Consider the following 26,973-nt stretch of genomic DNA (forward strand, 5'->3'; position numbering starts at 1 on the left):
AAGGACTGAGTCCAGTTCAATACCGAACTCAGTCTTTACCTAACTAATTTAAACTGTCCAATAAATTGGGGTCAGTTCAAATAAAAGGCGCTTTATAGATGGAATTATTTAAGTCGTAACAATTAATGTTGAGACTGTGCCTGAGCTTCAACAACAGCTAATGCCACCATATTCACTATGCGACGTACTGAGGCGATTGGTGTCAAGATATGAGCGGGTTTAGCAACCCCCATTAATACAGGTCCCACAGTCACACCATCAGAGCTGGTTACACGTAGTAAGTTATAACTAATACGTGCTGCTTCCATTGTTGGCATAACTAATAGGTTTGCAGAGCCTTTTAATGGGCTATCTGGCATCACATCACGGCGAATCGATTCCACTAGTGCTGCATCTGCATGCATTTCACCATCAATCTCTAATTCAGGTGCACGTTGTTTGATTATCTCTAATGCTTTTCTGAGTTTGATTGAAGATGGACTATCAAATGAACCAAAACTTGAACGAGAAACTAGCGCGGCTTTTGGCTCAATACCAAAGCGACGGATAGTATCAGCAGCCATAATCGTAATATCGGCTAGTTGTTCTGCGGTTGGATCTTCGTTGACGTAAGTATCTGTAATAAAGGTGTTACCACTTGGCAATAGTAGTGCATTCATTGCCCCAGCGGTTTCCATTCCCTCACGTAAACCAAACACGTTTTTGTAGATTTCAAAATGTTCAGAATAGCTGCCCACAGTACCACAAATCAGACCATCGGCTTCCCCTCTGCGAACCATAATGGCGCCAATAAGTGTTGGATTGCCAATCATTGCACGGCGAGCTTGCTCTTGCGATACACCGCGGCGTTTCATGATTTGATGATACTCTTGCCAATACTCTTTGAAACGTGGGTCATTTTCATTGTTCACCACTTCAAAGTCTTTACCTGCTTTAATATGTAAACCCAATTTCTGAATACGCATTTCAATCACACTAGGACGACCAATTAAGATTGGTGTGGCTAATCCTAATGTGACTAATTCTTGTGTTGCATGCAGTACGCGGTTTTCTTCCCCTTCTGCTAACACAATACGTTTTTTCTCTTTTTTCGCTTGAGAGAAAATAGGTTTCATAAATAAGTTCGTTTTATAAACAAACTCATTAAGGTGTTCAATATAAGCAGAGAAATCTTCAATTGGACGAGTGGCAACACCAGAATCCATCGCGGCTTTTGCAACTGCTGGCGCAATTTTCACGATCAAACGTGGATCAAACGGTTTTGGGATAATGTATTCAGGACCAAAAGAGAGTTCTTGATCACCATAGGCAGAAGCCACTTCTTCGTTTTGTTCAGCTAATGCTAATTCTGCAATGGCATGCACACAAGCGAGTTTCATCTCTTCATTAATTGCTGTCGCACCAACGTCTAATGCGCCACGGAAGATGAAGGGGAAACATAATACGTTATTAACCTGATTTGGGTAGTCAGAGCGTCCTGTACAAATAATCGCATCTGAACGCACTGCTTTCGCTAACGGAGGTAAAATTTCAGGCTCAGGATTTGCAAGCGCGAGAATAAGTGGATCTCGTGCCATTTTTTTGACCATCTCTTGCGTTAATACGCCAGGTCCTGAACAACCTAAGAAAATATCAGCATTATTAATCACATCATCTAATGTACGAGTACCGTTATCTTCAATCGCATAAGCGGCTTTGGTTTCTGCCATATTAGCTTCACGTCCACGATAGATAACCCCTTTCGAGTCACATACAGTGATGTTTTCGCGTGTTAGCCCTAAAGCAACTAATAAGTTCATACAAGCAATAGATGCAGCACCGGCTCCTGATACCACTAATTTTACTTTGCTAATTTCTTTTTTAATAATGCGCAAACCATTAAGAATGGCGGCGGTAGAGATAATCGCTGTACCATGCTGATCATCATGGAATACAGGAATATTCATTTTCTCACGCAGTTTTTTCTCAATATAGAAACACTCTGGTGCTTTAATATCTTCGAGGTTAATACCACCAAATGTTGGCTCTAATGACGCGATGATATCAACGAGTTTATCCGGATCGGTTTCATTAACTTCGATGTCAAAAACATCAACACCAGAAAACTTCTTAAATAAAACGCCTTTACCTTCCATCACAGGCTTACCTGCTAAGGCACCAATATTTCCAAGTCCAAGTACTGCTGTACCATTTGAAATCACCGCGACAAGATTACCTTTAGCTGTGTAGCGATAAGCGGCAAGAGGATCTGCTGCAATTTCTAAACAAGGCGCGGCGACGCCTGGCGAATAAGCTAATGCTAAATCACGTTGGGTTGTGAGTGGTTTTGTGGGTGTTACGGTGATTTTGCCAGGTACGGGAAATTCATGAAAATCTAGAGCGCTTTGTTTTAATTTGTCTTCCATCTTCATATCCTTTGTATCAATAGGGTAAGGGCTTCGTTAGTATAATGGTAATGGAGCGTTAAATCATGACGGCTCCGACACTTTTTTCAAATTAGTAAACTCGATTTATTATAAACAATTAATACCTAGTTATAGGTATATTATTACCGCTATTTAATTTCATCGGTGTAATAAACTCGAACAGAAAAAAGACAATATTTGTTTATTATTTACCAGATATTAAATTAACATTTAAAATAATTAAAATTTTTATATAGTTTAAAAAAACAATAACTATTTTCACTTGTTGATTATTTTTAATATAGCCCAGCTTCCGTACAACTCATTGTAACTATAAAGATTTTATAGAATTAGATTTTTTGTTAGTCTTTTTGGTTATTTTCTTTTTTACCCGTAACAATAATTGGTGTAATATTGCCAACCGTCAATTTTATTTTCTTATTGTTTTAATAAGATGTCTGATTCTAATTTTTATTCCTCATTTGGAATTTACTTTTTTATTTTCTGCTATTGGAAAGATTACGCACATTATTATTTTTTTTAGGGAGAGGGGTTATGCCTAGCTACTCAATTATGATAGTGGATGATCACCCTATCATGAGATATGGATTACGGCTATTGTTAGAAAAAGACAAGGATTTCGTCGTAGTAAGCGAAAGTGGCAATGCTCAAGAGGCTGTAACCGCTGCAAAACAATTAAATCCAGATTTAATTATGATGGATTTAAATCTACAAGGGCGTTCTGGTATTGATACTATTCGAACACTTCGCCGCTCTGGTTTAACATCTTATGTTCTTGTTTTATCCGTTTCTGATTCACGTAATGATGTTTACGCTGCGTTGGATGCAGGCGCAAACGGTTATCTTTTAAAAGAGTGTGAGTTAGACATGTTATTACTTAGCCTACGCAAAGCGGCTGTTGGGCATCCAGTCTATAGTGAGCGAGTGTGGCAATATATTCAACTTAGGCAAAATTATTCTGATCCACTTTCAGCGTTAACTAAAAGAGAGTTGGATGTGCTTCATGAAGTGTCTGCCGGAATGAAAAACAAGCAAATTGCTGAGAATTTATTTATTTCTGAAGAAACAGTGAAAGTTCACATTCGTAATATTTTAAAGAAATTGCAGGTCACTTCTCGTTTAGCTGCCAGTCTTATTCTTATTAAGCATCAGTACTAAACGTTTTACCCCGACACTGGGTCGGGGTAATAAGATATATCTATTTAATATTCCATTTAAATCTATATAAAATCATCTATTATTCAATAGGTACTGGATAACTTAATACTTTGAAATGGTTATCGGGTAATTTTTCGATATTTAACTGATACAACTCTCGGTTTATGCCATTAATCACAATATCAAGTTCGCTAAAGGCGGATTGTATTTCTTCATTGGTTGCCCATGAAGGAATGCCTTTCACACCATAATAAAAATAAACTTTACTTTTACCTGAATCTATTGGCTGAATTTCTTTTATCTGACTAATGAAAAGATGGCCATAACAGAAGTCTTGATAAGGTTGCCAAGCTTTACGCCCTTTTTCACTAAGATTAAACACCCACTCTTCTCCATTTGCGGTTTGTTCAATCAATCCAGCTTCAACTAATGCATGCATTCTTTCTAATACCCATGGTGCATCATCTTCATTGCTGTACACAGGCCATTTCCCTTCGCCCAAACACAATAAATAATCACTGTTAAAAAAGGCCTCTAAGGCTATTTTATACTCATCAACTTTTGGACTGTCATTTTCTTCGTCAGCCCAGCTAAAAGAAGAGAGTAAAAGCAATATAAGACTCAGTGAAATACTTTTCATATTTTCTTTTACCAACGGAAATCTTTATTTGTATTTGTATTACTCTACGCTACACAATTCGTTACACTAACGTGACAGTTTAATATCCGATATATTTTATAATGTAAATAGGATTTTTCACTACAACAAAAGCTGTTATTTTGGAATTGTATAACACTCATTCTCATCAATACTAATATTACGTATTGTCATATAAGGAAAATATCATGTCCACGACAAACCTGACATATACCATGTACGGCATAAAAAATTGCGATACCATCAAAAAAGCGCGTAAATGGTTAGATGATAATCATATTCCTTACGCGTTTCATGATTACCGCAAAGAGGGTTTGACGGAAGCATTATTACGCACCTTTACAGAAAATTTAGATTGGCAGACACTTGTGAATAAAAGAGGAACAACTTGGCGCCAATTATCCGATGAAGAAAAGAATGCAATCACTGATGTTACCTCTGCAATTTCACTTATGTTAGATAAACCCGCCATTATTAAACGCCCTATTCTTGTGTCATCAGACAACCGTTTTATTGTTGGTTTTGATGCCAATCATTATTCGACCTTTACAGGAGCCTAATTTTTATGTCATGTCCTGTTATTGAGCTTGCACAACAACTGATTTCGCGTCCATCAATCAGTCCTGATGATCAAGGTTGTCAACAACTGATTATTGATAGACTTGTCCCTCTGGGTTTTACTATTGAGAGAATGCCTTTTGGTGAAACTGAAAATCTTTGGGCTTGTCGTGGTGGTGAAGGTGAAACGCTAGCTTTTGCTGGTCATACTGATGTTGTACCAACTGGTGATCCTAATTTATGGGACAATCCACCTTTTGAACCCTCTATTCGTGATGGTATGTTGTATGGGCGCGGTGCGGCAGATATGAAGGGCTCACTTGCCGCCATGATTGTCGCGGCTGAACGTTTTGTTCGCTCTTATCCCGATCACCGTGGACGACTCGCTTTTTTAATTACATCAGATGAAGAAGCTAAAGCCGCAGATGGTACAGTTAAAGTTGTACAATCTTTAATGTCACGTGGCGAACGTCTCGATTATTGCCTTGTCGGTGAACCTTCAAGCCAACTTCATTTAGGCGATATGGTAAAAAATGGTCGTCGAGGCTCAATAACAGCAAACTTAATTATTCAAGGTGTGCAAGGTCATGTCGCTTATCCTCACCTTGCAGAAAATCCTATTCATCTTGCCGCCCCTTTTATCCAAGAGCTCGTTCATACTGTTTGGGATGAAGGTAACGAATTTTTCCCTGCGACCACAATGCAAATTGCCAATATCCATGCAGGTACAGGCAGTAATAATGTGATCCCCGGTGAGCTGTTTATTCAATTTAATTTCCGCTTTAGTACAGCGATTACAGATGAAGAAATTCGCCAACGTACAGAAGCATTATTACAAAAACACCAACTTCGCTATCAACTAGAATGGGCTTTATCTGGTCAACCGTTTATTACTGGGCAAGGTAAATTACTTGAAGCGGTCCGTTACTCCGTTAAGCATTACACCAATTTAGAGCCTGAGCTCTCCACCAGCGGAGGCACTTCTGATGGTCGATTTATTGCCCAAATGGGTGCTCAAGTAATCGAATTAGGTCCTGTTAATGCAACAATTCATAAAGTTAATGAGTGCGTTAATGCAGCAGATTTACAACAGCTTAGCCGAATTTATCAGCGGGTTATGGAGCAACTTATTTTATGATAACACCTTTAATGCTAACAGGCCGTTCTACCGACCATTTAGTCACTTTATCCGGTCAGCATCGCTTACAATTTAATGCCACTAAGGCTTTTTTAGCATTACAACAACAAGCCACAAAAGCAGGCTTTAAATTAATGCCAGCCAGCTCTTTTCGTGATTTTAATCGCCAATTAGCAATATGGAATGGAAAGTTTGAAGGGACTCGCCCTGTTTTAGATGCACAAAGCCACCCCATGGATATTCATGCATTATCAGAAGGTGAGCGCTGTATTGCTATTTTAAAATGGTCAGCATTGCCCGGCGCAAGTCGCCATCATTGGGGGACTGAAATTGATATTTATGATCCTTTTCGTTTACCTGAAGGTCAATCATTACAATTAGAACCTTGGGAATACGAGAATGGTGGTTATTTTGCAGAGCTAAATGAATGGTTAACGGAGAATATGTCCGCGTATGACTTTTATCGCCCTTTTACTCATAAAGAGAGCGATATTGCTTACGAACCATGGCATATCAGTTATTGGCCTCTTTCTCATGAAGCCTCTCTTGCTTATACACCCGATATTCTAAAATCTGTGTTAGAAGAAGAGAATATTTATGGCAAACAGTGGTTATTAGCCAATCTTGACGAGATCTTTACTCGTTACATTGTTTTGCCCGAATAATACTATTTTTCACATGGGGCTTCTTGTTGATCGTTAACAGGAAGTCTCCACATAAATATCAACAAACACGCTAAGATTATGAGCAATAATATTCTGACCCAAAGCATAGATACTAACCACAATGAAATGGCAAAGGTAATTAAGATCACCAAGATAGCTTTAGGTTTCGCCCCTTTAGGCATAGCGTGATAAGTTTGCCAATATCGTAAATAAGGACCGAACCAAGAACGATAAAGTAACCAATAATGGAAGCGCTTTGACGAACGAGAAAAACACCATGCAGCAAGTAATAAGAAAGGTGTAGTGGGTAACACTGGCAAAATAACCCCTAGCGTGGCTAATCCAACGCATAACCAACCTGCTATAATCAATAATATCCGTTTCATGTTGTGCTTTTCCAACTCATGCTGTATTAAGTTATTTTATAGAGTCAAATAAAAAAGATCCTCATTCTCAATAACAATTTTAAAACAGAAGGCGTATTTATGCACTGGTTTGCTGATTATTGGTGGGTAATTTTAATTCTTTTAGTGGGAATTATTATTAACGCTATTAAAGAGATGAATAAAATTGATCCCAAAAAATTTCTTAAAAATAAGCGGGATTTGCCACCACATCGTGATTTTAATGATAAATGGGATGATGAAGAGGATTGGCCTAAACAAAATCAAAACAAGAAGGATGAGAACAAGTAGCTAACCACTGTTGATAACGCAAGGTTAATTTAGCATCTTTTTCAGCCATTAATTGCGCACATTGCGCTCTTAATTGCTTAGTTAAGACTTTTTTCCCTGATAAAGAAAACTCAGCCACACACTGCTCAACTGACTTATTGTCTACAAAAAAAGCCTCCAATAACGGGAAGTGTTGCTCATAACCGACCAAAAAGTTAGCAACACTCTCATAAACAGTCAATGCAGGGCGATGAGCAAAAGCAAAACCCGCCATCATTAACCAACGTTCTTGTGGTGTAGCAATATGTCTTGGTATTAAATTATCCGCTAAGTGGAGCTTTGTTTGCTGTTTTATCTGCGGATATTGCAAAGAAAAGGCACTTAAAGAAGATTGTAATAACTGCTCACCTTGTTCTGTTAGTGGATACATCGCCATTGTGGCATAACATCCACTGCTTGCCTCTTTATGTACCCCTAATCGTACTATTTGAAAGCCACATTGCTTCCAAAACTGCGCCAACACATCGGTGTAACCAAAGCTCACCGAAAGATAATCAATAGCCTGTTTTTGACTCTCTTTTACAATATTAGCAATTAAAGTTGCCGCAATTTTTTGGCGTCGATATTGAGGTAACACGGCAATACGGCTAATACGCAATGCGTTCAAACACATTGCATCGGGTGTTAAACCATAAGTGACTAATGATTGAGCAACCAGATTACCTCTCGGTCTACGAGTACCTAACCAGACATCGTGAGCAAGTTCAGAAGATAATCCCCCTTCTTCGATACACCACACAGCGCCCACAATTTTTTGATTCATTGACGCTGACCAATAACGCTGTTTTTGACCATCAAGTAAACGTCGGAAATCAAGTGGCGTTGTTCGATAATGCGCACTAGTAAGTAGCTGATAAAAATCACGCAGTTGTGAAATGTTATTATGCCAATTTCCTTGCAGCGGGTGGATATCGACCTCTCCTTGTTGCTGAAGATCAACATCGTACTCAGGTTCATCAAGTAACAGCAACTGATTAAGCCAATTTTCTAATGGACAATCTTTAGCCCAACGAATAGGTGTTTTTAATTGATAGGTACGCAAATTAGGAATATTGTTTCCTAACTTCAGCATAAAACCTCGCCCTGTTCCTTCATAGCCTTGTACAGTCGTTGTCATTAATACATTAGGAAAATAACCACACAGCGCTTCTAGTTGTGCAATGGGCAGAGACGCGGCTTCATCAATAATCAACCAATCACTTTGAATTTCGTTATTTATACATAGCTCTAATAAATTATCAGGAGAGTAAAACGAAATCGCTTTATTGGTGTGTGAAGATAAAACATCTATACTGTTTTTTGCAGGCGCACATACGAGTACATTTCCTTGATATTGCTCGATAAACATTCCCGCTAGCGCTGACTTTCCTCTACCTCTTGGTGCAATAACACTCCAAACACAGGAGGTCGACAAAAGTAAGTTATCTAAAATAACTTGCTGTTCTGCGGTTGGTTCACCTTGTGGAAGCGCCCAAGCTCCTGCCGTTTCCATTATCACTGGTAATTGTAACAATGTTGATTGTTGCCAAACCATCACTTGGTTATTACCTAAAGTGATATTTTTGAGCCACGCCATAAAGTTTGGTGTTGAAAGTCCCCCCTGGGCATCATTCCAGCGCTGGCTATCGTTATCAATATAACTGTTCCAACTTTCAATATCAGGCAGACATAAAATCAATACACTCCCTGCTTTTAATGTGCCTGTTAACATCGCTAAAGCATCAGTATTAAATTCCGTATTGGCATCAAAAACAGCATGCAGAAACTCACGCCCTAATAGACGAATCGCTTGTTCAGGTAAAATAGCATCGGGTTGATTGGAAGAAATCGTGATCCAATCACCTTGGCATAATGGAGTAATTTGCTTGATCTGATCCGTTTGCCATGCGGGTTCACCCGCTAATAGCAGTAACTGACGTTGCCCTAATTGAGCTAATTTTTGCTGATATTGATGTAACTGAGAAAATGGCACAGCTAGGATTTACCGATTAACAATGAAAGAATACCCGCTGCAATTAATGGTCCAACAGGCACGCCTCGGAATAGTGCGACACCAATAACCGTTCCCACTAATAAGCCAGCCACCGTTGAAGGTTGGTTATTCATTAAAGAAACACCCCGTGCGCCTAACCAAGAAACGGCGATACCGATAGCAATTGCTAGCAGTGATTTCCAGTTTAAAAATGAGTTAAGCACTTCTTGCCCTGAAATACGCCCTGTTGCGATGGGTGTCATTACCCCAATAGTCAAAATTAAGATCCCGATGGTCATGCCATATTTTTCAACCACAGGAAAATATTGATTTAGAGGCGTGATTTTAATCACTAGCAAAGCAAGCATTGCTAACGTTACAGTCATATTATGACTAATAATGCCAAGTCCGGCGAGAACCAGCAAAATTAATAGTGAGGGATCAACGTTACTCATTTTTGTTCCTAAGCCTTTCTCTTTATAGCGTTAATTATCTTTTATTTACCGACGAATGGTATTAGTTCAAAGACGAAGAAGCAAATGTATCGCAAGATTTGATACTGCCACTGTTATAGCCTCTCATAAACCAAGTCTTGCGCTGTTCTGCCGTACCGTGTGTAAAACTATCAGGCACAGCATAACCTTGTTGTTGTTTCTGTAACTTATCATCACCTATCGCTTGCGCCGTTTTGATCGCAGTTAATAAATCACTTTCATCAATCCGACCTTCACCTGCGATAAAATGTCCCCACATTCCAGCAAAACAGTCTGCTTGCAACTCTAATTTTACGGATAAACGATTTGCCTCTGCTTTTGAACGCGCCATTTGTTGTTTTTCACGCATTTGATTAGTGATACCTAATAAATGCTGAACATGGTGCCCGACTTCATGTGAAATCACATAACCTTGAGCAAATTCACCTCCGCCACCTAGGCTATGTTTCATTTCATTATAAAAAGAGAGATCTAGATAAATTTTTCTATCTGCGGGGCAATAAAAAGGTCCCATTATTTTCGTACCTGTACCACATTGCGTTGTAGTGCTGTTGGTATATAAAACAAGTTTAGGATAACTGTATTGTTTGCCTGCTTGTGCAAAAATAGTTTGCCAAAAATCTTCGGTACTGGCTAAAACGACGCTACTAAAATCTGCCGCTTCATTATAAAGAGCACTTTGCTGTTCGTTGCGTTGTGGCGCTTGGTTGGTTTCACCCGTTAGTGAGTTAAAGTCAAACCCCATAAAACTGGCTATCACTAAAACAATAATAATCACAAATCCGTATTTAGTGCGTAATAAAAGTGCAATCAATCCTAATGGGAGATTACCACCGCCAGATGCGGGAGAAGATTGTCCCCTTCGATCTTCAACATTGTCACTTCTTCGGCGATCATTCCAGCGCATAACTTATCCCCACATTTTAAATAGACGACTTTAGCTTTATTATGAACAAATTTATCACTTGATTTGAGATAATAACAAATAATTGCAATCTCTATTCCCTATTTTTTAAAAACAAGATAATAGAGACTATCAGAGTAAAATAGCCCCCGTTATCACAACGAAGAAATAGTCATCATCAGGAATTAAACCTGCTTTTTTAACGATTTCATAATAGACTTCTTATTTCTACCTTTGTGCTTTTTCTTCACTAATAAACAGATAATTTAATGACTCGAACTCAACGTTTACTCACTTTATTACAGATTTTAAAAGAGAATCGCTATCCGATAACAGCAGAAGTACTCGCAGATAAATTACAAATTAGTGTTAGATCTATTTATCGTGATATTGAATCTTTACGTAATCAAGGTGCTGAAATCACAGGTGAAGCGGGTATAGGTTATCAGCTAAAGTCAGGTTTACTCCTGCCACCATTAACCTTTGATATTAATGAACTTGAAGCACTTATTCTGGGGTTACGCTGGGTCGAAAGTAATACAGATCAAGAATTAAGTCACTCGGCATTACGGGCAATTAATAAAATCAATGCTGTGGTAACAACACGGCATCAAGCCTTACTGGAGCAAAATACCTTATTTGTTCCCACTCACCAAATTATTGAAGTTGATCATACCATTGCTAAAGATATGCGTTTTAGTTTGCGCGAAGAAAAGAAAGCTCAAATAGATTATAAAGATGCTCAAAAGCAATTAAGCACTCGAATTATTTGGCCCATTGCTGTGGGCTACTTTCAAGGATCTCAAGTTATTGCCGCATGGTGTGAATTACGACAAAGCTATCGTCATTTTAGGTTAGATAGAATTATCTCTTATGAAGTATTAAGTGATAATTTGCCTTACCCAAAAAGTTATTTACTCGATAGATGGAAAAAAGAGATCTTAAAAGAGACTCCTGACAAAAATTGACTCACCGTTTACGTAATATCTTCCTTGCTGTTCTTCGTTTAGCTGTTTCAGTTTAAACAACATCCTATTAATCAACACAGTAAGGAAGCATTATGAGTGAACTTATTCTTTATACTAATACAATGTCTCGCGGTAACACTGTTGAGCTCTTCTTAAAAATATTAGATGTGTCTTATCAGCGTGTTGAATTAGAGTATGGCGAACCAATGCGTACCCCTGAATATCTCGCGATTAATCCGATGGCAAAAGTTCCTGCATTAGTTGATGGCAAAATCGTCGTGACAGAGACGGCGGCAATTTGTGCTTATTTAGCAGATAAGTTTATTGAAAAAGGATTTGCACCTGCCTTCAATTCACCTGAGCGTGCGGCTTATTATCGTTGGTTCTTTTTTACAGCAGGCCCTATTGAATCCGCATTTACGATGAAAGAGATTGGTATTGAGCTTAATGAGGAACAGCAAAAATCATCTGGTTTTGGTTCTTTTGAACGCGCTTTTCATTGCTTAGAAACGGGCTTAGCCAGTGCCCAGCCTTATCTTTGTGGTAAAAATCTGACTGCTGTTGATGTTTATGTAGGTTGTTTCCTTATATTCTTGTGCAAATATGCGCTGATCCAACCTACCCCACTGATTAATCAATATATTGATAGCCTTGCGCTGAATAATGAGATTAAACAATTACTAGAAAGCTTAGGATTGCGATAAGTTTTCTTATGATTAAGCATAACTCAATCAAGCTATCTCTATAACTGCCGAATTATGCTCGTTTACTACATTCCATTTTACCGTCTAAGACAAAAGGTCAGCTTTTAAGCTGACCTTTTCTAATGACATCTTGTTTAGCTTGACGTAATCGTTTGCGTATTTAGTCTAAAGAAACACCGATTCGACGTGCAACTTCTTCGTATGCTTCGATTAATCCGCCTAAGCTTTGACGGAAACGGTCTTTATCCATTTTATCTAACGTGTTTTTATCCCATAGACGGCTTCCATCAGGAGAGAATTCATCACCTAATACCACTTTGCCATGAAATAGACCAAACTCTAGTTTAAAATCGACTAAAATAAGTCCTGCTTTATCAAAGAGTTCGCTAAGGACATCGTTTGCTTTATAGCTCAAACGTTTCATTTCTGCGAGGTTTTCTTTAGACACCCAACCAAAGGTTTCACAGTAAGATTCATTGACCATCGGATCATGACGCGCATCATCCTTTAAGAATAAATCAAAGATGGGTGGGTTTAAAAGTGTACCTTCTTCGATACCTAAACGTTTGACTAATGATCCCGCTGCACGATTACGGATAACGCATTCAACAGGTACCATATCGAGTTTTTTTACTAGCACTTCATTATCAGAAAGCAAACGTTCCATCTGCGTTGGGATACCCGCTTCTTCCAGTTTATTCATAATGAAATGGTTAAATTTGTTATTTACCATACCTTTACGATCAAACTGTTCAATACGTTGGCCATCTAACGCTGATGTATCATTTCTGAATTCAAGGATAAGAAAATCAGAAGATTCAGTGGCATAGACCGTTTTGGCTTTTCCACGATACAACTCAGCTTTTTTCTGCATCTGACACACTCCAAAGATGTGATAGGTTTAACAAGAAATTTGCTTCCCCTACTCTACTCTAGATTAGATAAAAAAGCTTTTAAAACGTGAGTACTATCACTAAAAAATCTCATCTACAACGTACTGCTCACAACGTTTTTTTGTTGAACACCACGCCATCATTAGATGATGATATTCCAATTAATTCTATTGCGTCATGACACTAATAAAAGGGAGATTTGATAAAATCAGAATATATAAAATATAAAAAGTCAGAATAAGAATAATTATAGATTATATCACCACATGATTTCTATTTTCAGAAGATATTTTTAGTAAGCATGAGAGCTTTTTCAAATTACATTTATTTTGAATAATCAACAATAAAAAACCAGACTAGTTTCTTTGTATTGAAAAGTAATCTGGTTATCAATATTAGTATCAACAAGTTTTAATGATTTATCCCTTATCTATTTTTATATTTAATCTCTTAATAACATCATGCTTTAATTAAATAATGAAACAGTAGATCTCATAAGCAAACCAGCCTAATAAAGCCCCAGCAGGTAAATCAATTAAGTAATGTTGTTTTGTAAACATGCAAGATAATGCAATAAATAATGGGAATAAGAAAACCCATGGTCCTAAAGTTGCATAAGCAAGACATGCCGTGAGTGTTGCAACGGAAACATGCATACTTGGGAAGCAGTTTGAGGAGTCATCAAAATACTGAACAAACTTAAGGAATTTCTCTGACGCTGTTTTTCCTGGGTTTAAAGTGCGCCAATGTGCAGGGGTTGCAACAGGGAACACAACAAAGAAAAACATTTGCATGACTAACAAAACAATATAACTAAAAACAATCATAATAAATTGTCTTGAGTCTTGAATGATCCAATTGAGATATAAAATTGCAGGATAATATAAAAAGCTATAGATCCATGACCACCATGGCCAGAAAGGAATTTTTTCATCAATCGGTGAATTAATAATTTTCACTTCTCTCAATGTATATCGTTGAGTAAAAAAATAAAATTGATAAACACCTACAATGAGTATCCCACTTAATATCAAGTGAATAATCATATCACCTGCACTCATAAATACTCCTTCATATAGTCAGAGAATGCTTTGTTATTTTTATTTAAGTCTAAGAATTGACGCAATATTGCATAAATTTAAGCGTATTGCATTAAGATTAATATTATTAATAAAATTAAATTAAACCCTATCATTAAAAGAGCATTTAATTAATAATGCTTAGTCTGATAATTCCAATTGCATTTTTATAAATAAATTTCAATTTAGATTAATGCCATTATGTTCAAGGCATAAAAAAGCCGCACAATAAATAAATATTGTGCGGCTTCTCCTATTTTTAAGAAATAAGACTTATCTAACAGGCTTACTGAAAGCTGCTTTCAGTGCAGCAACCATTTGATCATTTTGTGATTGTGTTAATGGTTTACCTTTATCACTGATAAATTGTAAACTACTGCGGTTATTTAAATCACCGACTTGTAATTTATAATCAGCTTCTTCAACAGTAGGTCTATCAACACCTAATGCACTCCAGTTGGCACTGCTCATTCCTTTATAGGTTACTTCAATTGAACCCTTAGAACGTGTGCGATCGCCCATCTTCATACCAACACTTTCTAATGCGATAGGTAATCTATCCCAAACCACATCAAATGGCGCACGAACGATAATCACTGGAAGACCTGCATTATCACTGCCACTTTGGACATCGATAATACCTTGTAAACTGCTGTTTGCCGTATTTTCGCTTAAATTACGCATACGGTTTAAGCCATCAACCAATTCGTTAAGCATTAAAATATTGTAACGCTTTACTTCAGCCGGATCAGTCATTTCAGTTTCGCCTTGGCGTAAACCTTCGTTAGTCACTGTTAACGAAATAACATTGCCTGACTGTGCAATCACTAAGCGTTGACGTGTTTGGAAAGGTACGTTTTCATCAGCACGCAACCATGTTATCCAATCAGTATGGATCTCTTTTTGCCCAGCATCACTTTTAGTAATCGCAACACCTTTATCTTTTAAGATGGTGCTAACTTGCTCATACAAAGTTGTATTTTCAGGTGAGTTTGGTAATAACAAACGGCTGTTATCTGCATTATTTTCACTGCGTGAACCACTTAACAGATTCAGTGCTTGAGTTGGTGGACGAATATCAAGCGCTAAACCAACAGGTTCAGTTTTTTTAGGGGTTGGAATGTCATATTCCCCATTTTGCAAAGGCAACACCATACCCGCCGGAATCGCTAAATTCTTTAGCCCTGCCGTCTCTAAATAAGACTCATCACCACTGACCTGACGTTTATAGCGCTGATCACTTGAACAGGCTGCCAGTAAAACCACCAGCGACAGACCCGCGACTTTCATAATCTTTGATTTATGCAATAGTGTTGCCATTAAAATTCCCTAAGTTTTACAGTATTCCCGCTGTTAACAGCGCTTTCTCAACAATTTGCTGACCTGATGATGTCAACGGAGTCATAGGTAAGCGCAATGTGGCGTCTTCAATCAATCCAATACGTTGACACGCCCATTTAGCTGGGATTGGATTAGGTTCAACAAATAACTGATGATGTAAGTCCATCAGACGTCGATTAAGTTCACGTGCTTTCGCAAACTCACCCGCATTTGCTAATCGACATAATTCTACCATCTCTGACGCAGCAACGTTAGCAGTAACCGAAATAACACCATGGCCGCCAAGTTGCATAAAGTCTAATGATGATGCGTCATCGCCACTTAATAGGATAAAACTATCATCATTAACCAACTCTTGGATTTGACTAACACGACTTAAGTTCCCTGTCGCCTCTTTAATTGCCACAATATTATCCAACTTGGCTAAACGTGCAACTGTTACAGGCAATAAATCGCATCCCGTACGACCCGGTACATTATACAGGATTTGTGGTAATGCTGTGCTTTCAGAAATCGCTTTAAAGTGTTGATATAACCCTTCTTGTGACGGCTTATTATAATATGGCGTTACACTTAAACAACCAGCAATACCTTTATTTTCAAACTGTTGTGTAAACCAAACAGCTTCAGATGTTGCATTAGCACCTGTACCCGCAATAACAGGAATACGCCCATCAGCCATATCTAATGTCATTAGAACAACATCAACATGCTCATCATGACTTAATGTTGCAGATTCACCTGTTGTCCCGACAGAAACAATCGCCGCACTGCCTGCATTAACATGATAGTCAACTAATTTACGTAAACTAACCCGGTCAACATTGCCTTTTGCGTCCATTGGTGTAACCAATGCCACCATACTGCCTGTAAAATTAAATTCGTTATTCACCATAATTATTGCTCCGAGATAGACGTATACTCAATGGTACTCATTCATTGCTCTATTGAAAACTACTTAACTCTAGGTTTCTAATGAAATTTGCTAATATTCTTTGATGTGAATTAAAGAGATATAATAATTAAAGATAGTGAGCAAGGGATCTTGGCAGACATCGAAATTTGTGTTTACCTGTTAAGAATAAACTGAAAGTCAAAAGGAACCTTATTTTGCCCATACCTGATAAACATTTTCTCGTCATTACTGCATTAGGTGCTGACCGTCCTGGTATTGTTGATACCATTACACAATTAGTCAGCCAATGCGGATGTAATATCGAGGACAGCCGACTTGCGATGTTTGGTCAAGAGTTTACGTTTATCATGCTACTTTCAGGTGGCTGGAACGCTATCGCACAATTAGAAGCGTTGTTGCCCATTAAAAGTGCGGAACTGGATTTATTGACCGTAATGAAAAGAACCACCAATGGTGCACCAATTACCTATCCTTCAACAATCGCAGCGAAAGTTGATATTGAAGATGCACCCGGTATTGTTGAACGCTTTACTAATCTATTTAGCCAACATAATTTTAATCTTGCTGAATTAATATCTAAAACACATCCATCAGAAGATGGCTCACCTGCCCGTTTAGAAATACAAATTACGGCGCATAATCCATTAGATGATCATGGTCTTGTTATTAATGAGAAATTTAATCAATTATGTACAGAGTTAAACGCTCAAGGCACAATAAGTATCGTAAATAGTCTGATGATGAAACAGTAAAAAATGGAGAATGACCTAATGAACCCATTAAAAGCCGGTGAAAAGGCGCCTCAATTCAGTCTGCCCGACCAAGATGGAGAAACAATTAATTTATCTGATTTCGCAGGCCAACGTGTGCTCGTTTATTTTTACCCTAAAGCAATGACACCTGGTTGTACAACGCAAGCTTGTGGCTTACGTGATGAAATGGATGCACTAAAAAAAGCCAAAGTTGAAGTATTAGGTATCAGCACAGATAAATCAGAAAAACTTTCCCGTTTCGCTGAAAAAGAGATGTTAAATTTCACGTTGCTTTCAGATGAAGATCATAAGATCGCAGAACAGTTTGGTATCTGGGGAGAAAAGCAATTTATGGGAAAAACGTACGATGGCATTCATCGTACCACCTTCTTAATTGATAAAAATGGTGTTATCGAACACGTATTTGATAACTTTAAAACCAGTAATCACCATCAAGTCGTTCTCGAATATCTCACTCAACATCCATAATAAAATCGTCGAATAGATAAAAAAACAGACAGCGTACACTGTCTGTTTTTATCTGTGCATTCAATATCTTATTTAGCTTTTCTTTATATGTTGTTCATTTGCAATTTCATCGGGTAATGCATGCAATACTGCTTTGATCAGCGTTGCTAATGGAATAGCAAAGAAAACGCCCCAAAAACCCCACATTCCACCAAATATAATAACGGACAATATAATGACCAAAGGGTGCATATTTACAGCTTCAGAATACAGAATTGGCACTAATAAATTGCTATCTAATCCTTGAACAACAAGATAAGCGATAAATAACGCCCAGAAATCAGAGCCTAATCCCCACTGAGATAATGCAATCACAATAACGGGGATCGTTGCTAAAACAGCACCAACATAAGGGACTAAAACAGAAACACCGACGATCACCGCAAGTAATACAGAGTAACGCAAGTCAAAGAAAGCAAAGACAAAATAAGTGAAAATACCCACAATGATCATTTCAGTGACTTTACCGCGAATATAATTGGTAATTTGCTGATTAACTTCAATCCAAACTTGGGCGGCTAATATTCTGTTTTTTGGTAAAACACGACGAACCGCATTAAGCATCTGTTGCTTATCTTTAAGTAAGAAGAACGTCATTAAAGGAACCAGAATAAGATAAATCGACAGTGTAATAATTCCGATTAACGAAGCTAAAGACACTTTTAATACAGATTCAGCCACCGTTGAAAACTTACTGCGTAAGTTTTCTGCCATCATATCAACAATGCCAGCATCCATTAATGCAGGGAAACGATCGGGTAATTCATGTGCAAATTCATTAAACTTATTAATCATATTAGGGATATCTGAAATCAGTGTCATTCCCTGTTGCCACACGGTTGGCGCTAAAATCAAAATAACAATGGCACTAATACCGATAAAGAGTGTCAGAATTATCGATACTGCCCATATACGAGCGCATCCTAATTTTTCAAGTAAATGCGTTGGCCACTCTAAAAGATAGGCAAGCACAATTGCCACTAATAAAGGAGCAAGTATGCCACTGAAGAAATACAGAATTGAAAAGCCGGCAATCAAAATAACCACAAGGGCGATAACTTGTGGATCAGCAAATCGGCGTTTGTACCATTGAACAAGCAAGTCCAGCATGAAAATAAAGATCCTTTATAATAATCAGAACAATAGAGCTGTATGTATTCATTTACATAAGCAATAATCTTTTGACAGATTTTACGTTAGGTTTTGCTATCATACATCATTAATTATTAATTTTTCGTTAAGATAGCCATCAGGATACAGTTGTATGAAACTCAGACTTAAAAAACCCTTAGTCGCGCTTCTTGTTTCTGCGTTGCTATCAACATCAGTAGTGCCAGCGCATGCTGCGATTGATATTGAAGACTCCTTACCTGATATGGGAACCACTGCTGGTTCAACCTTGAGTATTAATCAAGAAATTGCTATGGGTGATTACTATACTCGCCAACTGCGAAATAGTGCACCATTAGTTTTTGATCCATTACTCTCTAACTATATTAACAACTTAGGGCAAAAACTGGTTTCTAATGCCAGTTCGGTAAAAACCCCTTTTCATTTCTATCTCGTCAATAACCCCAATATTAACGCCTTCGCTTATTTTGGGGGAAATATTGTTTTACATTCTGCCCTCTTTCGATATAGCCGAAATGAGAGCGAATTAGCTTCAGTGATGGCACACGAAATCACACACGTTACTCAACGACATCTAGCGAGAATGCTTGAAGATCAAGCGAAAACAACCCCTCTTGCTCTTGCGGGTGTATTAGGTTCTATTCTGATATTTATGGCAAACCCCAATGCAGGTCTTGCAACCTTTACGGGGAGTATGGCGGGAATGCAACAGAATATGATCACATTTACACAAATGAACGAACAAGAAGCAGACCGTATCGGAATACAGACACTCTATCGCGCAGGATTTGATCCCAAAGGGATGCCTGACTTTATGCAAATTCTTGCTGATCAGGTACGATATAGCTCTAAACCCCCTGAAATGCTATTAACTCACCCCTTACCTGATAGCCGTTTATCCGATGCAAGAAGCCGAGCAAGTCAATTTCCTGCTCGACAAGTTCCACAGTCAGCTGACTTTCTGTTTGCTAAAATGCGTGTATTAACCATGCTGACGAAAAATCCAACATCAGAGAATGCATTACAAACGATACTTGATCAGTTTAAGCAAGGTACTGCACTTGAAAGGTCAGCCGCAAATTATGCGCTAATACTGATCTATTCTCGTGATCGCAAATTTGATGACGCAAGAAAATTGCTCACGCCAATGTTAGAAAAAGAGCCTAACAATATTTGGCTTATTGATGCTATGACCGATATCGATTTAGAGCAAAATCGGGCAAGTGATGCTGTTGCAAGATTACAATTAGCATTAAAACAGAGACCTAACAACAATGTTCTTATTGCTAACTTAGCAAATTCCTATATGCATAATAAGCAATATAACGAAGCTAATAGACTGCTTTATCGTTATACCTTTGATAATCCAAGTGATCCTATTGGTTGGCAATTAATGGCTGAAAACGCCGCTAAACAAGGTGACAGAGCCCATGAATTAGCCGCTTATGCGGAAGATTTAGCACTTCGAGGTGACTTTGAAACAGCAATCCGTTACTTAGGTGATGCAAGTAGACAAGTTAAACTAGGTAGTAATGATCAAGCTCGCTTTGATGCACGTATTGACCAGCTAAGAAAAATACAGCAAAGAGACAGTCAATTTAAATAAGGGACAATATGACCAAGAAAGTGACGATTTATCATAATCCACGCTGTTCAAAAAGCCGTGAAACCTTACATTTACTAGAAGAAATGCAAATAACACCTAATGTTATTCACTATCTAGATAGTGCCCCTTCAGTAGAGGATCTAAAAACACTGCTCAAAGCACTCGGTTTTAATGATGCAAGAGAGTTAATGCGTACAAAAGAAGAAATCTATAAAACGCTAAAACTGGCTGATGAAACATCACAAGATGCATTAATTCAAGCGATGCATGAAAATCCTAAACTTATTGAGCGCCCTATTGTGGTTGTTGGTAATAAAGCACGTTTAGGTCGTCCACCAGAACAAGTGAAAGACCTGTTTAACTAATATTCAAAATTTAAAGCCCATATTCATGTTCTTGCATATATGGGCTTTTCTCTATTTACATCATGATTAATCCCGCAACCGTTTACTCGCTTTTCTCAATTTAAGAAACTAATCATCGAATGTTATTAAATTGTAAATATTACAATCAGCAAAGCATTTCTTATTTCCGTAATAGAAAAAAACTTATCGCTTTATGCTTTCAAAATTTTTCATCTCAGTTTCATATTTTTTATGAGTAAGAAATTGCTATTTTTGAAAAGTTTTATCGCGATCACATCATGCGGTATAAACTCACAATTATAAGAAAAAAATAATCATGTGTTTCATTTATATTGTGACTCAAGTCTCTTTACACAAATGCATTCCTACATATCATGGACTTCAGAAAATATGATAGCAGAATGCGTAAACAATAAATTCTTGCCAAAATATTTTTTTATTATCATCCAAGAAAGAAATTAACAAGAAACACACATTTAAAACAATACTGCAATACAGCAATAAACTTTCAATTTATTATTTGCTCTATCTCTTCTTATATTGTTGTTTTTTAACTTGATAACAATTAATCAGTGTGAAATGAAGTTATAGATGTATATGAAATAAACAACGTTATAGCCAACATTATGGGCAATTAAAACTAACCAATCACCATTATTGGTGTCGGGTGATTGCTAGGCTAATAGGAAAACAGATGAATATCGTACTTAGATTAAAACTTGTCTCATTCCTCCAGTTCTTTATATGGGGATCTTGGCTGGTAACATTCGCCTCGTATCTTTTTGGAGAACTGCATTTTAAAGGTAGTGATGTTGGGCTTATTTTTAGTGCTCTTGGACTTGCCTCACTTATCGCACCCGTCATCATGGGATTTATTGCAGATAAAATAAATAACCGCAAATTAGTGTTTATTACTCTGCATATTTTTTCCGCATTAGCATTAGTGTTAATGTCGCAAATGACCACAGTCACTACGCTATTTTTTGCAACTTTATTACATTTGTTGTTCTTTATGCCAAGTATTTCAATGGCAAACAGCATCATTTTCGAACTGTTAGAACAAAAACATTTAGAGCCTAATAACTACTTCCCTAAAATTCGTGTTTACGGCACTGTTGGTTTTATTGCAGCTATGTGGGTTATTAGCTTCTTAGGTTTAGGTAATAGCTATCACCAGCTCTTTGTTGCAGCGATCGCATCTATTGCTTTAGCGGTATTTGCCATGTTCTTACCTGCAACTAAAGCAACTGACAAAAACGAAACTAAAGCCGAAGAAGTGGCATTTAGTATCACGAATATCTTGCAAGTCTTTAAAAAGAAAAATGTCGTTGTTTTCTTATTCTTCGCAACATTATTAGGATCTGTACTGCAAATTACGAATACATTTGGTGTGCCATTCCTGCAAGATATTGCACAATCGCCAAATGCAGATGATTCATTCTTTGCACGTTATCCTTCTGTATTCTTATCTATTTCACAGATTTCAGAAGTCGTATTTATTCTGTTTCTACCACTGTTATTAAAACGCGTAAGAATCGAAACTATCGTGTTATTCAGTATGATTGCTTGGATCTTACGTTTCGGTTTCTTTGCTTACGGTGACTACACATCATTAGGTCAAATCGTCTTATTATTATCAATGATTGTGTATGGTTGTGCATTCGACTTCTTTAATATCTCAGGTTCACTGTTCTTAGAAAAAGAGATCCCATTACAATATCGTTCAACAGCACAAGGCATGTTTATGACCTTAGTGAACGGTTTTGGTACTTATTTAGGTGCCATGTTAAGTGGCTGGGTCATTGATTTATATACCACTAATGGTGCGGTTGATTGGAAATCATTCTGGTTAATCTTCACTGGCTACACTATCGCTATTACTGCACTTTATCTGATTTTCTTACTGGTTCCTCAGAAGAAAACCAAAGTAGTAGAAGCAAACTAACTATTTAGCCCTCCTCTTTTATTGTTTGTGTCTCTCGCCGCTTGCCTTATATAAAGACAAGCGGTTTTTTTATCTCGTGTTTTTATGAGAGATAAAAATAGAAAATCCACCATTAATAAATAACAAGGATTGTTACCTTGATTGGGTATTGAATTTGGGAGATGGGGACAAGATTGAGATTATTCGCCTCACCTAACAAGATGAGTGAGGCTATTTAAAGTTTGAGTATATCTTTCACAAATGGGATAGTCAGTTTACGTTGAGCAACAATAGATGCGTGATCAAGTTCATCAAGCATTTCAAATAAGGTTCGCATTTTTCTATCTAACCGTTTTAATACAAAACGACCAACATCTTCAGGTAATTCAAAACCACGAAGTTTTGCTCTTAATTGTAGCGCTTGAATTTTTTCTTCGTCACTTAAAGGCTGTAAACGGTAAATTTGCCCCCAATCGAGGCGAGATGCTAAATCAGGAAGTTGTAGCTCTATTTGGCGAGGCGGTCGATCCCCTGTAATTAATAAGCAGGTTCGTCCATGCTCTAAAACACGGTTATAAAGATTAAATAAGGCGAGTTCCCACTCTTCATCACCCGCAATACACTGAACATTATCAATACAAACTAAGGATAAATGTTCCATACCTTCAAGAACATCGGGAACAAAGTAGGCACGTTTATCAAGAGGAACATACCCAACAGCATCACCTTTTAAAGAAAGCTCAGCACAAGCGGCATGTAATAGATGGCTCTTTCCACCTCCGTCACGAGACCAGAAATAGATATAACTGCCATGAGATTGATGAATGGCGGTTCGAATTGCCGCGACTAACGACGCGTTTTCCCCTGCATAAAAGCTATCGAATGTCTCATCATCGGGCAGAGATAGTGGTAATGATAGCTGTGACGGCGTATTCAGAAGCACCTCACCTGAATAGTTTAATAAACGTGGTGATTCTAACACAAATTCTCACAAGGTCAGAACCAATATTAAAAAAGCACATGACACAGGTTAAGATAACAGCAAGATCACCCAAATAAGTCTATTTTATAAACTTCAAGCGCCTTATTGAATTGTTGCTTGGCTGTTCCTCGAATTATTTAAAGCAAAATCAAAAAACATGCCGTGCTAATTAGTTTCACTTTATTATCTGAAATTTAATTTCGCAACATCATTACCAGAAGGTTGCTGATAAATGTCGAGCTTAAAATATTTGGCTGATGCATTTATATACTCAAAAATTTCAGATTGAGTCTCTTCATATTCAACCCAAGTAGTTGCTCGAGTAAAACAATATAACTCTACAGGCAACCCCATTGGCGTCGGTGGCATTGTTCTGATCACCAAATACATATCAGGTCGAACATCGCCTCGCATTTTTATCCAATTTAGCATGTACTTACGAAATAGCTGTAAGTTAGTCACACCTTTTGTTTCTAACCACTCATTAATATCACCAATCTCTTCTTCTTTTCCTTCGAGCATCGTTTCTATACTCTTACGAAGCGGTGCTGTATTTTTTAACTCTAAGACTAATTCTTGCGTTGCAAATGAAATCGAAGATTGGTCAATATAAAAACTGCGTTTGATCCGGCGCCCGCCTGATGAAAACATCGGTTGCCAGTTTGTATATTTTTCAGTCAAAAAATCTTTGGTTGGAATACGTGAAATCGTATTATCCCAATTACGCACAGTGATCGTATGCAATGCGATATCAATAACCTCACCGCTGATATTACTACTGGGTAATTCAATCCAATCATAAAGCTTTAATACTTTTCCGTTAGAAATAAGAATATTGGCAACAAAAGAGATAAGTGTATGCTGAAAAACAAACATTAACACCGCTGCAATAGCACCAAAGCTTGAAATAATAATAAGTGGGGATTGTTCAGTGAATAACGCAATAATCAGGATGAAAGAGATAATCCAGACCACAATTTTGGCAATCTCAATATAGCCTTTAATGGAATTATTCCGATGCCAGGCTTTTTTGGCATGCCTAATATTGAAGATATCAAGGGCGTTATTAAGCAATGAAGCGATATTGATGATAATAAAGGCGCGAGCAACCGTCTCAAAGATAATATTCATTTCAGCTGAAAATGACGGTAGTAGCTGATTAATATAGAGAACGAGTGTAACAGCAACAATAGATGCACTCTTTTTAGCAATATCTTCTATCGTTTCTTCATCTGAAAGCTCAGTAAATAAAAAAAGTAAACGCTTTGCAATTCGGCTGAAAATCATTTTGGCGAGAAACCATACCACGAGCAACACAATAACTAAAAAGAGTGTGGTAAAAATTTGCTTTGATGTAATGAAATCATAAATTTCAATCAGCTTTTCCATAAATTACGTTATACCTTTTTTGAGATACCCCAACCTTAAAACGAATATCACTTAAGTCGCAAACAAAATGCCTATTTCGCATAAGAACAGGCACCTATTGTCTCATTTATTTTATTTAAATAAACATCATGATTGAATTAATCATGCTTTTCTAAGTTTTAAACACTTAAAATATCAAAAATCTTAGTTTTTAATATGAAATAAAAATAAAACACAATAAAAAAAGGTGGAGATCATCCACCTTTTTTATTAAATTCAGCATATTGATTTAGATTTTCTTAATCAATTACTTTTTGTTTGCTGTGCCACTCACCGATTCAATCGTGTTATCCACTAATTCTGTTTCAGGGCGAATAATACTCACTAATTTAAAGATTAAGCTTAAAACAATACCCACGATGGTTGCCAATGCCATACCTTTTAATTCAGCCGCGCCAATTTGAATGGAAGCACCACTCACACCGACAATCAGAATAATGGCCGTTAATATCAGGTTTTGCGGTTTGTTATAATCCACTTTTGAATCTAACAAAACACGAATACCGGATGCACCAATAACACCGTAAAGCAGTAATGAAACCCCACCCATCACTGGAACAGGTACAGCAGCAATAGCCGCAGCCAGTTTACCGACACAAGATAATAAGATGGCAAGAATTGCCGCGCCACCGATAACCCATGAACTGTAAACCTTAGTGATAGCCATAACGCCAATGTTTTCACCATAAGTGGTATTTGGTGTTGAACCAAAGAAACCCGAAATAATGGTAGAGAAACCGTTTGCGAACATAGAACGATGTAAGCCTGGGTTTTTCATTAAATCACGTTGCACAATATTGGCGGTGACAACAAGGTGTCCAACGTGCTCAGCAATAACAACTAATGCGGCAGGTAGAATAATAAAGATCGCACTCCATTCAAAACGCGGTGAATAGAATGTCGGTAGTGCAAACCAGTTAGCTTCTTTAATCGGAGTAATATCAACAACGCCCAAGAAGAAAGAGAGTGCATAACCTGCTAATACCCCAATAAGAATAGGAATAATAGCAAGGAATCCTCTAAACATCACAGAGCCTAAGATAGTTACACCTAAAGTCACCATAGAAATAAGCAGTGTTTGACTATCAACTGGTGCATCTGCACTTGGTAATAATCCTGCCATTCCCGCCGCTGTTCCTGCTAATTCAAGCCCGATGACGGCAACGATTGCGCCCATTGCCGCAGGTGGAAACATCACATTAATCCAGCCTCGTCCTGCTATTTTGACAATACCTGCAACGATACAAAACAACACACCACAGACGATAAATCCGCCGAGTGCTAATTCATACCCTAAAGGTAGCAATAAAAGTACAGGTGAGATAAATGCAAAACTTGAACCTAAATAAGCGGGTATGCGTCCTTTACAAATAAAGAGATAAAGCAGGGTTCCGATCCCGTTAAATAACAATATTGTTGCCGGATTAACTTTAAATAAAATTGGCACAAGTACGGTGGCGCCAAACATTGCAAACAGATGTTGAAGACTCAACGGGATTGTTTGTAATAATGGTGGGCGCTCTTCTACCCCGATTGCACGACGAGTCATGCTTACGACCTCTCTTTAATATGAATGTGAAATTGGTTTGTATATTTCTAACTATAGAACAAGATAACAGGTCCAAAAAAAAGCCGACTATCAAAGTCGG

Annotated in this window: 26 protein-coding genes; 12 read left to right on the forward strand and 14 right to left on the reverse strand. The window is 37.6% G+C overall.

The features are described from left to right. Window positions 1-122: 122 nt before the first annotated feature. Complete coding sequence (gene maeB / locus DK865_RS05685; protein WP_036912798.1) at window positions 123-2,405, reverse strand: NADP-dependent oxaloacetate-decarboxylating malate dehydrogenase; 2,283 nt, start codon at window positions 2,403-2,405, stop codon at window positions 123-125. Window positions 2,406-2,960: 555 nt separating this feature from the next. Here maeB and DK865_RS05690 point away from each other — a divergent pair. Beyond that, entirely contained in the window at window positions 2,961-3,584 is a 624-nt protein-coding gene (locus DK865_RS05690) for a response regulator (protein ID WP_036912795.1), read from the forward strand. Window positions 3,585-3,663: 79 nt separating this feature from the next. Here DK865_RS05690 and DK865_RS05695 read toward each other — a convergent pair whose 3' ends face one another. Further along, entirely contained in the window at window positions 3,664-4,224 is a 561-nt protein-coding gene (locus tag DK865_RS05695) for a hypothetical protein (protein ID WP_023581915.1), read from the reverse strand. Window positions 4,225-4,430: 206 nt separating this feature from the next. On the opposite strand from DK865_RS05695, the gene DK865_RS05700 reads away from it, so the two are divergent. From DK865_RS05700 to DK865_RS05710, 3 genes are read left to right on the forward strand one after another with little or no spacing between them, the layout of a single operon-like run. Further along, window positions 4,431-4,802, forward strand: coding sequence for an ArsC family reductase (locus DK865_RS05700; protein WP_036912792.1), 372 nt, complete (start codon window positions 4,431-4,433; stop codon window positions 4,800-4,802). A gap of 5 nt (window positions 4,803-4,807) precedes the next feature. After that, entirely contained in the window at window positions 4,808-5,938 is a 1,131-nt protein-coding gene (gene dapE, locus DK865_RS05705; RefSeq protein WP_023581913.1) for a succinyl-diaminopimelate desuccinylase, read from the forward strand. Further along, window positions 5,935-6,603: a M15 family metallopeptidase gene (locus DK865_RS05710; RefSeq protein ID WP_109391418.1), complete on the forward strand. Its 669-nt coding sequence runs from the start codon at window positions 5,935-5,937 to the stop codon at window positions 6,601-6,603. The genes dapE and DK865_RS05710 overlap by 4 nt, the downstream gene beginning before the upstream one ends. A 2-nt stretch (window positions 6,604-6,605) precedes the next feature. Here the strand turns inward: DK865_RS05710 and DK865_RS05715 are convergent, their stop codons facing one another. Then, the gene (locus tag DK865_RS05715) at window positions 6,606-6,989 is read right to left on the reverse strand and encodes a DUF454 family protein (RefSeq protein WP_023581911.1); all 384 of its coding nucleotides are present in this window, start codon (window positions 6,987-6,989) and stop codon (window positions 6,606-6,608) included. A gap of 99 nt (window positions 6,990-7,088) precedes the next feature. On the opposite strand from DK865_RS05715, the gene DK865_RS05720 reads away from it, so the two are divergent. After that, window positions 7,089-7,298 carry a YpfN family protein gene (locus DK865_RS05720; RefSeq protein WP_023581910.1) on the forward strand — a complete coding sequence of 70 codons (210 nt, stop codon included), beginning with the start codon at window positions 7,089-7,091 and terminating at the stop codon, window positions 7,296-7,298. Here the strand turns inward: DK865_RS05720 and DK865_RS05725 are convergent. From DK865_RS05725 to ypfJ, 3 genes are all read right to left on the reverse strand, one after another. Beyond that, entirely contained in the window at window positions 7,261-9,309 is a 2,049-nt protein-coding gene (locus DK865_RS05725; RefSeq protein WP_109391419.1) for a tRNA(Met) cytidine acetyltransferase TmcA, read from the reverse strand. The genes DK865_RS05720 and DK865_RS05725 overlap by 38 nt on opposite strands. 2 nt (window positions 9,310-9,311) lie before the next feature. Continuing rightward, complete coding sequence (locus DK865_RS05730) at window positions 9,312-9,764, reverse strand: DUF441 domain-containing protein (protein ID WP_006533030.1); 453 nt, start codon at window positions 9,762-9,764, stop codon at window positions 9,312-9,314. Window positions 9,765-9,825: 61 nt separating this feature from the next. Beyond that, window positions 9,826-10,710, reverse strand: a complete 885-nt coding sequence (ypfJ, locus tag DK865_RS05735) for a KPN_02809 family neutral zinc metallopeptidase (protein WP_109391420.1) — start codon at window positions 10,708-10,710, stop codon at window positions 9,826-9,828. A 266-nt stretch (window positions 10,711-10,976) separates the two neighbouring features. Between ypfJ and DK865_RS05740 the strand changes: the two genes are divergently transcribed. Then, the gene (locus DK865_RS05740) at window positions 10,977-11,675 is read left to right on the forward strand and encodes a helix-turn-helix transcriptional regulator (RefSeq protein ID WP_109391421.1); all 699 of its coding nucleotides are present in this window, start codon (window positions 10,977-10,979) and stop codon (window positions 11,673-11,675) included. 92 nt (window positions 11,676-11,767) lie between these two features. After that, a complete protein-coding gene (locus DK865_RS05745) occupies window positions 11,768-12,379 on the forward strand; it encodes a glutathione S-transferase family protein (protein WP_109391422.1) in 612 nt (203 codons plus the stop codon). Window positions 12,380-12,539: 160 nt separating this feature from the next. On the opposite strand, the gene purC is transcribed toward DK865_RS05745, so the two are convergent. The 4 genes from purC to dapA form a co-directional block, all read right to left on the reverse strand. Then, entirely contained in the window at window positions 12,540-13,253 is a 714-nt protein-coding gene (gene purC, locus DK865_RS05750; RefSeq protein ID WP_088495303.1) for a phosphoribosylaminoimidazolesuccinocarboxamide synthase, read from the reverse strand. Between the two features lie 489 nt (window positions 13,254-13,742). Continuing rightward, on the reverse strand, window positions 13,743-14,333 hold the full coding sequence (locus DK865_RS05755) for a phosphatase PAP2 family protein (RefSeq protein ID WP_023581905.1): 591 nt from the start codon (window positions 14,331-14,333) through the stop codon (window positions 13,743-13,745). A 291-nt stretch (window positions 14,334-14,624) separates the two neighbouring features. After that, window positions 14,625-15,671: an outer membrane protein assembly factor BamC gene (gene bamC, locus DK865_RS05760; RefSeq protein WP_023581904.1), complete on the reverse strand. Its 1,047-nt coding sequence runs from the start codon at window positions 15,669-15,671 to the stop codon at window positions 14,625-14,627. A gap of 16 nt (window positions 15,672-15,687) precedes the next feature. Beyond that, window positions 15,688-16,587 carry a 4-hydroxy-tetrahydrodipicolinate synthase gene (gene dapA / locus DK865_RS05765; protein ID WP_023581903.1) on the reverse strand — a complete coding sequence of 300 codons (900 nt, stop codon included), beginning with the start codon at window positions 16,585-16,587 and terminating at the stop codon, window positions 15,688-15,690. 215 nt (window positions 16,588-16,802) lie between these two features. Here dapA and DK865_RS05770 point away from each other — a divergent pair, with 215 nt between their 5' ends. Together DK865_RS05770 and bcp are read left to right on the forward strand one after the other, a co-directional pair. Beyond that, a complete protein-coding gene (locus DK865_RS05770) occupies window positions 16,803-17,360 on the forward strand; it encodes a glycine cleavage system transcriptional repressor (protein WP_036912784.1) in 558 nt (185 codons plus the stop codon). 18 nt (window positions 17,361-17,378) lie between these two features. Continuing rightward, window positions 17,379-17,849, forward strand: coding sequence for a thioredoxin-dependent thiol peroxidase (gene bcp, locus DK865_RS05775; RefSeq protein WP_109391423.1), 471 nt, complete (start codon window positions 17,379-17,381; stop codon window positions 17,847-17,849). A 72-nt stretch (window positions 17,850-17,921) separates the two neighbouring features. Here bcp and DK865_RS05780 read toward each other — a convergent pair whose 3' ends face one another. Continuing rightward, complete coding sequence (locus DK865_RS05780) at window positions 17,922-18,998, reverse strand: AI-2E family transporter (protein WP_023581901.1); 1,077 nt, start codon at window positions 18,996-18,998, stop codon at window positions 17,922-17,924. 154 nt (window positions 18,999-19,152) lie between these two features. Between DK865_RS05780 and bepA the strand changes: the two genes are divergently transcribed. From bepA to DK865_RS05795, 3 genes are all read left to right on the forward strand, one after another. Then, window positions 19,153-20,625, forward strand: a complete 1,473-nt coding sequence (bepA, locus tag DK865_RS05785; RefSeq protein WP_109391424.1) for a beta-barrel assembly-enhancing protease — start codon at window positions 19,153-19,155, stop codon at window positions 20,623-20,625. 8 nt (window positions 20,626-20,633) lie between these two features. Then, window positions 20,634-20,990, forward strand: a complete 357-nt coding sequence (gene arsC / locus DK865_RS05790) for an arsenate reductase (glutaredoxin) (RefSeq protein WP_109391425.1) — start codon at window positions 20,634-20,636, stop codon at window positions 20,988-20,990. 694 nt (window positions 20,991-21,684) lie between these two features. Next, entirely contained in the window at window positions 21,685-22,935 is a 1,251-nt protein-coding gene (locus DK865_RS05795) for an MFS transporter (protein WP_109391426.1), read from the forward strand. Window positions 22,936-23,149: 214 nt separating this feature from the next. Here the strand turns inward: DK865_RS05795 and hda are convergent, their stop codons facing one another. The 3 genes from hda to uraA form a co-directional block, all read right to left on the reverse strand. After that, on the reverse strand, window positions 23,150-23,857 hold the full coding sequence (hda, locus tag DK865_RS05800; RefSeq protein WP_006533048.1) for a DnaA inactivator Hda: 708 nt from the start codon (window positions 23,855-23,857) through the stop codon (window positions 23,150-23,152). 222 nt (window positions 23,858-24,079) lie between these two features. Next, on the reverse strand, window positions 24,080-25,285 hold the full coding sequence (locus DK865_RS05805; protein ID WP_023581898.1) for a mechanosensitive ion channel family protein: 1,206 nt from the start codon (window positions 25,283-25,285) through the stop codon (window positions 24,080-24,082). Between the two features lie 286 nt (window positions 25,286-25,571). Then, window positions 25,572-26,873 carry a uracil permease gene (gene uraA, locus DK865_RS05810; RefSeq protein WP_023581897.1) on the reverse strand — a complete coding sequence of 434 codons (1,302 nt, stop codon included), beginning with the start codon at window positions 26,871-26,873 and terminating at the stop codon, window positions 25,572-25,574. Window positions 26,874-26,973: the final 100 nt, after the last annotated feature.

This window comes from Proteus cibi (assembly GCF_003144405.1).
Taxonomy (GTDB): Bacteria; Pseudomonadota; Gammaproteobacteria; order Enterobacterales; family Enterobacteriaceae; genus Proteus; species Proteus cibi.